12 protein-coding genes are annotated in these 11,963 nt (G+C 56.4%); 2 read left to right on the forward strand and 10 right to left on the reverse strand.

The genetic code is table 11. The features are described 5' to 3' along the window. The 9 genes from VEG30_12530 to VEG30_12570 all read right to left on the reverse strand — a co-directional run. The coding region (locus VEG30_12530) for a hypothetical protein (protein HXZ80752.1) at window positions 1-1,165 on the reverse strand (1,165 nt) is incomplete at its 3' end. A 198-nt stretch (window positions 1,166-1,363) separates the two neighbouring features. Beyond that, entirely contained in the window at window positions 1,364-1,564 is a 201-nt protein-coding gene (locus VEG30_12535; GenBank protein ID HXZ80753.1) for a cold-shock protein, read from the reverse strand. Window positions 1,565-1,798: 234 nt separating this feature from the next. Further along, window positions 1,799-2,428 carry a trimeric intracellular cation channel family protein gene (locus VEG30_12540; GenBank protein ID HXZ80754.1) on the reverse strand — a complete coding sequence of 210 codons (630 nt, stop codon included), beginning with the start codon at window positions 2,426-2,428 and terminating at the stop codon, window positions 1,799-1,801. Between the two features lie 91 nt (window positions 2,429-2,519). Further along, window positions 2,520-3,929 (reverse strand): class I SAM-dependent methyltransferase, encoded by a 1,410-nt coding sequence (locus VEG30_12545; GenBank protein HXZ80755.1) that lies wholly within the window; start codon window positions 3,927-3,929, stop codon window positions 2,520-2,522. 326 nt (window positions 3,930-4,255) lie between these two features. Continuing rightward, window positions 4,256-6,061 carry a PAS domain S-box protein gene (locus tag VEG30_12550; protein ID HXZ80756.1) on the reverse strand — a complete coding sequence of 602 codons (1,806 nt, stop codon included), beginning with the start codon at window positions 6,059-6,061 and terminating at the stop codon, window positions 4,256-4,258. Window positions 6,062-6,190: 129 nt separating this feature from the next. After that, window positions 6,191-7,258 carry a VWA domain-containing protein gene (locus tag VEG30_12555; protein ID HXZ80757.1) on the reverse strand — a complete coding sequence of 356 codons (1,068 nt, stop codon included), beginning with the start codon at window positions 7,256-7,258 and terminating at the stop codon, window positions 6,191-6,193. A 115-nt stretch (window positions 7,259-7,373) separates the two neighbouring features. Then, window positions 7,374-8,051, reverse strand: coding sequence for a DUF3108 domain-containing protein (locus VEG30_12560; GenBank protein ID HXZ80758.1), 678 nt, complete (start codon window positions 8,049-8,051; stop codon window positions 7,374-7,376). Window positions 8,052-8,479: 428 nt separating this feature from the next. Continuing rightward, window positions 8,480-9,361 (reverse strand): hypothetical protein, encoded by an 882-nt coding sequence (locus tag VEG30_12565; GenBank protein HXZ80759.1) that lies wholly within the window; start codon window positions 9,359-9,361, stop codon window positions 8,480-8,482. Between the two features lie 316 nt (window positions 9,362-9,677). Then, window positions 9,678-10,196, reverse strand: coding sequence for a hypothetical protein (locus VEG30_12570; protein HXZ80760.1), 519 nt, complete (start codon window positions 10,194-10,196; stop codon window positions 9,678-9,680). Between the two features lie 386 nt (window positions 10,197-10,582). Here VEG30_12570 and VEG30_12575 point away from each other — a divergent pair, with 386 nt between their 5' ends. After that, entirely contained in the window at window positions 10,583-10,990 is a 408-nt protein-coding gene (locus VEG30_12575) for a hypothetical protein (protein ID HXZ80761.1), read from the forward strand. Window positions 10,991-11,164: 174 nt separating this feature from the next. Then, complete coding sequence (locus tag VEG30_12580; GenBank protein HXZ80762.1) at window positions 11,165-11,443, forward strand: hypothetical protein; 279 nt, start codon at window positions 11,165-11,167, stop codon at window positions 11,441-11,443. Between the two features lie 176 nt (window positions 11,444-11,619). On the opposite strand, the gene VEG30_12585 is transcribed toward VEG30_12580, so the two are convergent. Continuing rightward, window positions 11,620-11,820, reverse strand: a complete 201-nt coding sequence (locus tag VEG30_12585) for a cold-shock protein (protein HXZ80763.1) — start codon at window positions 11,818-11,820, stop codon at window positions 11,620-11,622. Window positions 11,821-11,963: the final 143 nt, after the last annotated feature.

An 11,963-nucleotide genomic window follows, 5' to 3' on the forward strand; every position in this document is an offset into this window, starting at 1 on the left:
AATCGGGCGAGAGCAAGACCTTCTTTTTTCCCCACTCCGGCACCGCAGCCCAGAACTGCCGGTCCAAAATATCGGCGTGGGTTTCGACCAGGATGCCGAGCTTGCCCATCCGGTCCTCGTGCTCGTTGAGGATGTTGCGCAGGGAATCGAGTTCCTTGCTGAGGCGCTCGATCATCTGCTGAATGGCGTCGATCTTGACATCTCCTCGCTCGAAGCTCTCGACTGCAAAGCGAATGGCGAGGTGCTCGGCCAGTTTCACCAGATCGGGGGCTTCGTGCTCGCCCTCAAAGCTGTTGGCAGCCGCCTTGAATAATGCCTGGTAGAGGAGATCGTGAGCATTGGCCGGCATTTCCTGGAGCGCGTGCTGCACGAATACCGGATCGGCCGTCTCCTGCTTCTCATTCTTGTTGCCGATCTGGTTGAGGAAGCGAATCACTCCCAACACGTCTTCCTCTTTCAGCGGTGCCGGAGTCGTGGCGTCGTTGCCTGAAACTACCGCAGCTGTTCCCGCGGAATCGCCGGAGCCGCTCCCGCCTCCGGGTCCCACCATGAGACTACCGAAGCCGATTTCTCCTCCCCCCTTGGTGCCGGAAGCAGCGGAAATCAGTTGCAGGAGCTTACGTGGATCCTTGAGCCAGGATCCGAGTTGGCCGGCAACGCCTCCCAGCGCGCTAGCTGTGAGTTTGCTCGCGACATCGGCCTCCGCTGCATCGCGAGCTACAAATCGAATTTCGTTCACCCGAATGCCGTGGGTAGGAAGATTCTCCAGAGCGGATTTGAGATTCTCCAGCAAAGCTGCCGGTTTAGAAGCGGCAAAGGCTTTTACCAGGTGATCAAACTCCTCCGGCGTGGTCTTGCGTGAGAAGTGCATGCTGGAGATTCCCGCAGTCGACATCAGATGAGCAAAGCTGCGCTCAGCGGGTCCCGACTCCAGGGGTACTCCATCCAATAGGAGTTTGCCGCCAGCCACTCCCAGCAGAAAACCTGCTTCGCTGGTGCGTAAGGCGGTGACCAATTCTGCCCAGGTCTGGTCAAACTGCGCTGTGGAGCGTTTGTGGTTGCTACCGTACAGCTTGACGTGTTTAAGCAGGATATTGAGGCTGCGGGCGAAGGCGCATGCTGCCGACTGTTTATCTGACGGAGCCAGAGTTTGGGGAGTGGCCATGATACTACTCCATGGGGGCGGGCAAGAAGTAGGTTAGACCGGGGCGGTAACCGGCAAAAGGTTACAGAGGCTTATTGGCCTTTGGTTCAGGGACCAGTGGCAAGGGCAGAATGGCCAGCTGGCAGGTTACTTCCATGGAAATCGAACAAAACTAAGGGGCGGCTTGCGCCGCCCCATGCCTTCGAATTGTAGCTTCTCTTAGAGGAGCTGCACGTTCTCGGCCTGCCAGCCTTTCGGTCCCTTCACGACATTGAACTGCACGGCCTGGCCTTCCTGCAGACTGCGAAAGCCCTGCGCCTCGATAGCCGAGAAGTGAACGAAAACGTCCTCCCCGTTCTGCCGGGTAATGAAGCCATAGCCTTTAGCGTCGTTGAACCACTTAACTGTTCCTTGTTCCATGGTGTTGCACACATTCCTTGTATCTTGAAATAGCGTGACGAACCGGAGGGTGCTGCAGGCAGGTAACTTACGCCCTGATCGCCAGGGGGCCCGGTGAGGGGGCCAGAAACATGCTGAGACCGCTTCAGATGTAACGCAGCGTTAAGCTTAGCAGATCGAGAGTCAATCTCCAAGGAATTATGCAGCATCATTGGTGCAGATTGGGATGGGTTCGTTTTTGGAACCTCAGCCCGGTCAGGGCTCCAACACCCGGGGCAGAGACCAATGCCGCCAGACACTAACCACCCGTAACAGAAAGCAGACTGCCCAACCGATCAAGGCTGCCAGACTGCGAGGGATCCTCAATCGGCGGACAGCGATATAGACCACCGATCCTGCCAGCGCCGCCGTGGCGTACACGTCCGCGCGAAGGACTAGCGGTACTTGCGCCAAAAAGACATCCCGAATGGTGCCTCCACCGACCCCGGTAATCGTGCCCAGCAGCGGTGCAACCAGGCGATTGAGCCTGTAAGCCAATGCCTTCTGAGTACCGGCGATGGCAAAGAGCCCCAGTGCAGCCGCGTCCAGCATCATGATCCAGGAAGCCGGAACGGCTCGGACAAAGTAGTGAAAGAGAAAAAAGATGGCCGTTCCGGAGGTAAAGGCAACGACCGGATAGCGCCAATCGCGGATGGCCGCTGGTGGAACCGCTCCAATAAGCAGGTCGCGAATCACTCCTCCGCCGAGGGCCACGGCGAACGACAACACCATGACGCCGAAGAAGTCGAGGCCGCCGCGGATGGCCGCCATTGCACCTTCGAGCGCGAACAAGGCCGTACCCGCCAGATCGATGACCAGCAGAAGTCGGTCAGAGCTGCTCTGCACGAAATCCCCTTGCCAATGGGAAGTTTCAGAACTGTAGCACGGCCTCAGTGCGAGTTAGGAGCGCGATCGGGTGAAGTGCGAACGAGCTGGCTCAATCGCGTTGGTAACACAGGATGCGATCGCCGTCGCCGCTTCGGTCGGAGTAGGGAATGGCGACGTAGCCGACCAGGTGCAGGGGCGTATCTCCGACTTCCAGGAGATTATCGTTTGACAGCAGAATTCCGCCGGGCCGCAGCATCTGCGCAATGTTCACCATGGCCAGGCTTTGCTCGAACACGTTGTAGTAGATCAAGACGTTGGTGACCAGTAGCAGATCGAAACGTTCGTCGGCGGATAACTCTGGCCGCTGATAGATCACATTAGCATCGATCGCTCTGATCTTCTGCGCAATGGCAGGGGGAATGCGGACTGCCCGCGTCCGCACATTGCCGACCGCACTGGGGGGAGGCAGGGGCGCGACCGAAGTGCCGATCATATTTCCGAAGCGCTGCCAATATTGAATGGCTTCCGGCCTCCACTTCTTCTGGTTATCCAGTGGAAGCTGGACTACATAGGATTGTCCTCGCTGGGAGTGTGCTGCCATCGATGCGAGATGTTGGTTGACCTGGGGACTGATGTCGAACGTCGTTACCTGCAGGGTTTCAGAACTAGCCAGCTCCAGCCTGAGCAAACTATCCATCAATGCGAAAGGCTGAATCGTCTGCTCGGGATAGAAGTCGTAGCCGGAGGTCTTGTCAACAAAGTCCAGCCCTGGACCGATAATGCCGATGCGGCGAACTCCGCCAGGCGCTGCCAGCTTTACGCGCTTGACCTGCTTGAGGGCTTCTTCCACCGCAAAATTGGGCATGAGGGACGTATCGATGGAAAGTCCGCGATTCTCAAAAAGAGTGGAGCGTCGGGCGAATTCTTCATTTGGATCCTGAAGGTGCTCGGCTACCTCGAGCATTTCCTTATACGCCCCCGCATCGCTGAGCATGCGCTTGAAGCTGCTGACCAGATATTCTGCGACGCGGATCTGATTGGCTGGGTTCTGAAACCCATAACCTTTCGCTTCCAGAAAGCGGCGCATGAATTGAAGACGCTCGTTGTTTTGCGGCCGGTTCAACGCTACCACCAGATCATGGATCCGTCCTTGTAACAATGCATTTCGGGTCTCGGGATTCTCTCGGAGTGCCCACAAACGGTCGGGAGTGAGGCGCGGCTGGCGAGTGTATGACGTTCCAAACAGCAGCAGGTTGACAAGTGAGTCCTGGCATCCTGTGGCTAGCCGGCGGCGGGTCTCTGCGTCACGTGCTTTTACCCACTGCGGCCACAGGGCTTGCAATCGTTTTGGATCCTGATCTCTGAGCTCGGGAGGGATGGCTTTCTCTACATCTTCATCTTTCAGGACCGGCGCCGCTTCTGCGAAGGAAATTTCCCTGATGTGGAGTGGCGAGCTTCTCTGAGTGGAATCGCTTAGAGCATTCGACAGGACCACAAACACCAGAAAAATGAAAGGCATTGAGCGGCAGAAGACTCTCGGCATGCGCTTTGGACATGTGCCGGGTTCCGAAAGAAGGGGGAGGGAAGACCCGCCATGTCGAAATGTATTTACAGCAGGCTAAGGCTGGCGATGTGCGTCAGTTGTCTCTGATATGTAAATTGATTGTCACGAGTCAAGCTATTGGGAAGAGAACTGCAGATCCCTCGGCCTTTGGCCGCTCGTGATGACAAGAGGGTAGACGCAGGCCCTTCGACTCGGACCGGAGTCGGTGTACCCGGTCCTCGCTCAGGATGGACTCGGCGGCAAAGCTGGAACGGGCGATGTGAACTGCGAAGTGCGCAGGACTATTTCACAGGAACCAGGGCGCGTATCGTGGTTCCGCCATTGGTTAAGACTTGCAGGCTGCCACCCAGGTCTTGAAGGCGCTCCTTCATTCCTCGTAACCCAACACCTCGGCTGGTAGGGCAATCGGGGCTCGCGGCCTGGAGCATGTCCCGCGGAATCCCTTTCCCGTGATCTTTAATTTCCAGCCCCACAGTTCCATTCTCCACGAACAACCTGACGTGCGCGGTGGAGCTGCCGGAGTGACGGTGGACATTGGTCAATGCTTCCTGCAGCACTCGGAACAGGGTCAATTCCACATCCGGAGCAAGGCGGCGGAAGTCAGCAGGGGCCTCCAAGGTGGTTTGAATCTGGCTGCGCTCTGTGAACCCTTCCAGATACCAGCCAATGGCTGAATTCAATCCCATTTCCTCCAACATCGGAGGATACATAAGGTAGGAAAGGGTGCGCATCTCGCGAATGGCTTCGCCGGTCAAATGCAGGCATTCCGCGATCGTGTCAGTGAGCTGCTGGTCCGAGGCTGAAGCAGAGAACGAATCCAACGTGATTTTCAAAGCCGCCAAGTATTGGCCGAGGGTGTCGTGCAGCTCTCTTCCGATGCGGCGGCGCTCTTCATCCTGGGTGCGCAGCAGATGCAAGGAAAGACGGCGAAGGGAAGCTTCGGAATCCCGGAGCTTTTGTTCCGCCGATTGTCTTTCAGCAACCTGCCTCTCCAGTTCTTCTTTCGCGCGCTGCAGTGCCACTTGCGTCTGCATGCGCTCGGTAAAATCGCGGGTGACTTTGCCGAAGCCGATCAAGTTGCCTGCCGAATCTTTGAGAGCGGTGATAATCACGTTCGCCCAGAAGCGAGAACCGTCCTTGCGCACGCGCCAACCTTCGTCCTCGAACCTTCCTTCTTTGGCGGCGACTTTGAGCTCCCAATCGGGCTTGCCCCACTTGAGATCTTCCTCCGGGTAGAAAACGGAGAAATGCTTTCCGATAATTTCCTCGGCCTGGTAACCCTTTAGCCGTTGCGCTCCCGCATTCCAGCTGGCTACCCGTCCGTCGGCATCGAGCATGAAGATGGCATAATCCTGAACGGCTTCCACAAAGAGCCGGAAGCGCGCTTCGAATTGCCGCAAGACAAGTTCATGTTCAAGGGCTTGTGCTTTCTGCTGTAAAAGGGCCACCGTGCGAAGCCGTGCGCCTTCGTCGGTCAGCGCAGTGTAGCTCTCATGAGGTAGCACCGCGGTGTGCTCGGCGGAGATTTTCTGTAGAGCTTCAGAATGCTCGCTACGGTAAAAGTCCGCGAGGGGGTAGGCACAATGCAGAACGAATGGCTGGCCTTTCGCCAGATCGTTCCATAACTGCTCGAGCTGGATCGCCGCTTCCGAGTCGCCGTCCGCCCACAGCAATGCAACCATCTCTCCAAAGACAACCACTCGCGGGTGCTCCTTACCCGAACTCCTGGCTGCCTGCGCGATGATTCCTCCCATATAGTCAAGGAACCGGGCCCGATCAGGCCTGCCATCCACCACGAATTCCGCAAGCGTTTGCGATGCGTCCAGCGGTACATAGCTGCCCTGTTGCAAGGCCTGAGTGAGATCGAGACAGCGAGAGCTCAAATTGGCAGCGAGTTCCTTGAGATGCGCCTGCGTAGCAATCACCACCGCTGCATCGCCCTCGACCAGCGCGGTGCCCACCAGTCGCAATAAGTTCTCCATCAGAGCTTCATCAGCCCCGTAAAACTGGACAACATGCGCGGATGCGGTTGACGGCGGATACGCAGACGCCGAACTGGAGGAGGCAGGGATTTCCGTGGTGCTCATATCAGAATGAAGCCTGAATTCTTCCGTCGAAATTTGATGCTAGAGGCCGCCGACACGACGAGGCTATACGGTCTTTACCGTAGAGTCCAATCTACATTGGGAGGATCGTGTCCACGAGTGTAATCCGCACTACTGTTCGGCGTAGTATCCGTCTCGCGCCTGCACGATCAGGTCTTTCTGTTTAGTAGCCACGTGGATCTTGTGGTAGCCCGAAGCGGTCCCCGCCGCGCGCTCCGGTGTGTAACCGAGGTTGTACTGATTGCGCAGCTCTTCTTCGATCTGGGCGTAAATCTGGTCAATCGGCAGCTTCTTGGAAACCTCAAACATGCGGCCGCCGGTTTCCTTTGACATTCGCTCCAGTACCTTCTTACCGTCTGCGTGCTGAGGCTGTGGGAATCGAGGATACCCGTATCCGCCGTGACGGCCCATACCGCCCATGTGCCCGCCGAAGCCGCCAGGGTTGCCGTAAGCTGATTCGTCGGAGAACAGGATGCTGTACACAATGGTGTTGGCCCGTTGCGAGGACTCGATTGCACGTTCGAGGGTGAGCTTGCTGCCGATATCCACCCCGTCGGTGAGGATGATGTAGGCCTTGCGACCCTCCTGTTTCTGCATGAGTTCGTCGGAGGCAAGATAGACGGAATCGTAGAGCAAGGTACCGGCCGCGCGATGGCCGCCACTCGGGACCGGCCCGCCCGTGGGACCCGGCCCGGGCCACGGCCCGCCTGTGCTGACGCTGCGGCGCATGGGTTCGGGCGTCTGCAGCAGGCTGAGCGCCGCTTCCAGCTTTTGCCGCGAAGGCGTGAGGTCCTGAAGCAATTCCACTTCCCGGTCAAAGTGAATGACAAAGGCCAGGTCCTTCTCGCGCAGCATGTGATCAAGAAAACTGTAGCTAGCGGTACGCTCCTGCTCCAGCACCCGCCGCTGACTGAGGCTGGTATCCACAAGCAGGCCCAGGGTGAGCGGGAGATTGGTCTCCTGGGCGAAGTAGCGAACCATCTGTGGGCGTCCGTCTTCTTCCAAAAGAAAATCGTCCTTCGTTAGATTCTTGACGATCGGCCCCTTTTTCTCGCGCACCGTGGCCAGCACATTCACGACTTTAACGCTGGCGGAAAACGTGGGGACTTGCTGGCTGCGCATAAGCGCGGCGGGCACAAACAGACACAGAATCACAAGCCGATGCCAGGGCCTTGGCATAAGAGTCGGAGAATCCTCAAGATCCAGTTTTCTTATTTAACCCGGTTAGATGCGCGCTGGCGGGGAAAAATGGAGGTAGGCGAGGATTTTTTGTCGAGAGCGTCTCGAAGGGGTCCTAAGACATGCTAAACGTCCAAACCAGGCCGGCATCGTTCTGTGTGTATTCCAGCTTTATGATGTAAGGAGGAGCCGGGCTAATCCAAAACTTCATTGGACCCTGTTTGGTTGCTGCATTCACAACCCAAGCCCGCAATTTGGATTGCTGACCGGCTTCAACTTCTTCCTGATCGCCTACCTGAAACGTTATCCATTCCAGACGTGGTCCATCTTCGTCGAGGGATGGCAGTTGTCCCGCAAATCCCCGCTTCAGAGGAAGTGCAGCCAATAGAATCCCATACATACCCCCAAAGAAATCGAAAACTGGTTCCAATAGCTCCTGGGTGCTCGTCGAATTGGACCCATTCTTGTTTTGGCTGAATCGCACTTGACGCCCGTGGAACTCAACTTGGGTTTCTTCCTCTTGCCCAGGCACGCTGGCGTGCCTTGAGTAGTAGCGGCTGATGGGTGCGAGCGTGTTGCGGTCGCATACGTTCACCGTTTTCGTCTCGCCAACCTTCAATCCATCTTTGGTAAACACCGCAGTCTGAGTGCGCTCCAGTTGTTCCGATCCCGCTTTCTGAAGCAGTCTTAATTCGTCCTTCCACACGGCTTTTTCTGCGAGCGGAGTTCCGTCCACTTTATGAAGGGAAACGTGCCACTGGTTGTTGTATGGCTTAAGCGTCCTGCCTTGCACTTGGAGGTCGCCTACATGAAGAACGGCGGGACTTGGAGCTTGAGCAACTGAATCTGCAACAAGCAGGAGAAATGCAAACGTCAGCCGCTCAATTCTAGGACCTGCAAAAGAGTCCAATGCTCCTCCTGAGTATCTTGCCAAGGAAGCCAATAAGACAGTGTTGTCGATCTTCGGTTCCTCATGACATCAGGCTTGAATCCTGCATGAGCGAAAATGGAAATACAAGACCAGTTCCGCTGATGGACGCTTATAGCGTGTCCAATACAGAGCTTTGCGGGACCAGTGGGCTGATCCATATCATGCAATCTGGAACGGTCTTGCAAGAAGGAGCGTTGTCTGACGGCTCTCGACAGCGCTCCCAATCGACCTTGGCGCGCGAATTAAGACCGGTCCCGGTCTAAGGCGACCGCTCCCAAAATGCAAACGGCCTATCTCGGCGGCTCCAGGCGCTGCCGATGCACTGTGGTCGTATCGGGCGTACTGGACGCGGACTGTGTTGCAGCGCTGCCGGAGGAATCATTCCCGGAAGCGCTGTTGGAAGCATTGTCAGCCGGAGCCATTGCAGCCAGTTCGGCAGCGGTGTACTTGGGAGTGCTCAGGTACCCGTGGATGTGATCCTTGCTGATGGCGTTGATGACCAGCTCCAGCGGCTGGCGGCTGTCAGCCGGATAGAAGATCACGGGCTGGTACAGGTTCACGTGCTTCTGGGAAAGATCGGCATCTTCAACCTGTAGGTCGAGATCGGCATACTTATGCTTGGTGTTGGCCTTCCGCAACCGAACCCCGACCGGCCCTTCGCGGTGAAACTCTTTCGATTTGTTAATGTCGAACTCGTAATAGTTGCGCTCTCCCTTGTTCCGCAAAGCCACTAGCTCACCGTGGGTCCTCGCGATCGATCCCGATAATTCGGTGCGGGCGCTTGCCAGATCAAGCCGAGTGGACTGGATATCCTGTCCCTGCTGATCCAGACGCGACTGGAACTGCTTCCAGCGCGGATCGTCAGCTTGCCGGTGACGCGACGCCGTAGGCTTAAGGCTCCGAGCTTGTGAGGAAGAAGCCGCACGCGGCAGAGGCTTCGCTTGAACAGGTACGGTGAGCGAATTCAGGCGGGCGTTGAGCGCTTCGATCTGGCTGTGCGTGTCTTTCAGCGCCGTATTGATTTGATCGTTCTGCGCCGCCAGCTGCTTAGCCATGCCATGCTGATAAAACCCATAAGCAATCGAGCATATCAGTGCGAGAAGGACAACTAAGGCAATCGCAGGCGAGATGGTGCGCTGAGAAACCTGGATCTGAGGGCGTTCTTCAGACATCGGGCACTCCTAAGATTCGAGAACCTGACACTAAGGAAAGCAACTTTGCTGCCAAGGTGCCTACCCTTTAAACCCATCTAGCCTCAGTAAGTTGTGCGATGAATGCGGAAGTCGGGCATGCAGGAATTTCCGTGGGAATGGAAGCTTTTTCGGCAGAACCGAGACTACCCGGAAGGACCCAAAAGACCACGAAGGAGTCTGAAACTCAGGCCAAGAGCTCTTAAAGATGCACGGCTACGCTCTTGGCCATAGTTGGCCCTTCACTAGATCTCTTTCCTTAGTATTCCTTCGTGCCCGTTGCGCTAAGGCGTTTTGCTCACCCTTGCGATTGCCGTTGCGCCAGCTTCGCCATGGCGATGGTAAGCGCGGCGCCGCCGAGCGTCTTCACCAGTGCCGGGTGCTGGGCGTAGAACGCGCTGGCCTTGTCGATAATGGATGGGTCCGCCTTCTCGGCGTGCTCCGCCAACTGTTGCACCGCTTCCGGCGAAATCTGCTGGGCCTGTGCTGCGGTGATCTGATTGCCGCCCGCAAGGAGTCCTGCCAACGCTCCGCCACCAAGAAGAGATGTGATCGCACCGGGCCCGACCGAGGCAATCAGTTGATTGAGCATGCCGGCCCGCTGATCCCCATTGGACTGTGCGAACAGGGAACTCAGCATGTTCCCAAACGCCGGTGTCTGATTGGAACGGAAGGCAGCGGCCAGGCCGTCCGCGATAGCACTGGAGGGCATGGCTTGCGCTGCCTGCTCGAAGTGCTGTGTCACATCACCGGACTGGGTCGCGCTACCGCCCGTATATTGCTTGAGGACGTCCGTGAGTTGGTCCATCAATCCCATAAGAATTCTCCTGAGAGGGCGACACTCGATGTCGAGTGCCGGTTCCGGCCGGAAGGTTAATATCGATGGCCGCAAAGCCATTTGTAATCAGCGGAGCAAGCCTCGCTGAGTGGCCTGGCCCAAGCTCAGAGCGGCCTAACCGAGCCTTGCCAAGGTCAGTTTTCCCCAAAAACACTACCAGACTTCGTCATCATTGCCAGCGAAAATCAGCTATCGCTGGCAGGCAGGGAGGATTCTTTTCCTACCGGTGAAATTCGGTTTATGGGTTTTTCTGTGAGGCAAAAGCAATGATATAGATCCGAAGAAACCCTGGCTTCTGGCTCGCCAAGAAAGCTTGTTGCGCAGCTGCCGCGATGCAGTAAACTTTGCACCTCCAGGAGGCTGCTTTGGCTCTCGGCGACACGGGGTCCTTTCCCGCAGCCCGTAAAGGACCGGCGATGGAACGGGTTCGTTTTATCGATCATCTCGGTCACCGGATCCTGCTGATCGATCACACCGGCACCAGCGCGAAGGAAGTAATGTCGGACTCCGATTACGCCTCCAATCTCATTCAGAAAGAACCTTTGGGATCGGTGCTCCTGCTCTCTGATTTCAGCCAGGCCACTTTGAATCGCAAAGTAGTAGAGCACATTAAGGTGGATGCGGCGCGCAATCGCCCACATTTGAAACGATCTGCCTGGGTGGTGACGGATAACCTGCCCAAGGCCTTGCACGATTCTCTGCGCACGTTCTCAGCCCGCGAGATTCCACTGTTCAAGACTCGTGAGCAGGCCATGGAATATCTGGTTAAGTAAGATCGGGTGATCGCGGAAGTGAGAAGTACGATCGGGTGATCAGAAGTAATCGTTCCGTGTTTCGAGATCACGCAAGAGCTCTTGGTACTTGTTGGTGGGATTGCCGCACATCCTGCTGTCGTGCTCTAATCTTCTCACCCACTTCATATCCGAAATCCGGAAAGGAAAACCGAAATGAAACGCACATTGGCAACAGTGTTGGCAATATTCGTGCTTGGCGTGGTTTCTTTGGTCTCCGCGCAGGATGTGAGCAGCGATACCAAGAAAGCCGCCGATAAGACGGCAAACGCCACCGAAAAGGCGGCAGACAAAACTGCTGACGCGAGCAAAGACGCAGCCACCGACACCAAGAAAGCCGCGAAGAAGACGGGCCACGGCGTGAAGAAGGGCGCCCAGGATGTAGGGCACGGAGTGGAGAAGGGCGCCGAAAAAACCGCCGACACGGTGAAGTAGGTCAAGTAAGATCGGGGATCGGGCGAAGTGAGATGGGGTGAAGTTTGAACTGTCTACACTGACGGGGATAACCCGTCCCTAGCCGGATCAAACACCAGCTGTCCTGACCGTAAAGCAAAAACGATGAGCAATGCGAAAGGGCGGCCTTGGCCGCCCTTTGCCATTTGGGAAACGGGCTAGAGAACCTGAACGTTTTCCGCTTGCAAACCCTTCGGGCCTTTGGTGACGCTGAACTGTACCGCCTGACCTTCCTGCAGACTGCGAAAGCCGCTGGACTGAATCGCGGAAAAATGCACGAATACATCTTCGCCGCTTTGACGGGTGATGAAGCCAAAACCCTTGGCATCGTTAAACCACTTTACTGTTCCTTGTTCCATGTTGTTACACACATCCTTTGTTAGCTTGAAATACGTTGAGAAGAACCGGAGGGTACTGCAGGGCAGGAACTCTTTTGGAGTTGCTCACAACCGCTTCAGGTCAAACGCAATCTCAGGATACAGTACAAGCCCGATTTCACCTA

It is taken from the genome of Terriglobales bacterium (genome assembly GCA_035624455.1).
Lineage (GTDB): Bacteria > Acidobacteriota > Terriglobia > Terriglobales > Acidobacteriaceae > DASPRM01.

Excerpts from the sequence above, each read along its gene's own strand:
- VEG30_12535 (HXZ80753.1), bottom strand. The coding sequence starts at position 1,564 with ATGGAACAAGGAACAGTTAAGTGGTTCAACGACGCTAAAGGCTATGGC.
- VEG30_12545 (HXZ80755.1), bottom strand. The coding sequence starts at position 3,929 with ATGCCTTTCATTTTTCTGGTGTTTGTGGTCCTGTCGAATGCTCTAAGC.
- VEG30_12550 (HXZ80756.1), bottom strand. The coding sequence starts at position 6,061 with ATGAGCACCACGGAAATCCCTGCCTCCTCCAGTTCGGCGTCTGCGTAT.
- VEG30_12555 (HXZ80757.1), bottom strand. The coding sequence starts at position 7,258 with ATGCCAAGGCCCTGGCATCGGCTTGTGATTCTGTGTCTGTTTGTGCCC.
- VEG30_12565 (HXZ80759.1), bottom strand. The coding sequence starts at position 9,361 with ATGTCTGAAGAACGCCCTCAGATCCAGGTTTCTCAGCGCACCATCTCG.
- VEG30_12570 (HXZ80760.1), bottom strand. The coding sequence starts at position 10,196 with ATGGGATTGATGGACCAACTCACGGACGTCCTCAAGCAATATACGGGC.
- VEG30_12580 (HXZ80762.1), top strand. The coding sequence starts at position 11,165 with ATGAAACGCACATTGGCAACAGTGTTGGCAATATTCGTGCTTGGCGTG.
- VEG30_12585 (HXZ80763.1), bottom strand. The coding sequence starts at position 11,820 with ATGGAACAAGGAACAGTAAAGTGGTTTAACGATGCCAAGGGTTTTGGC.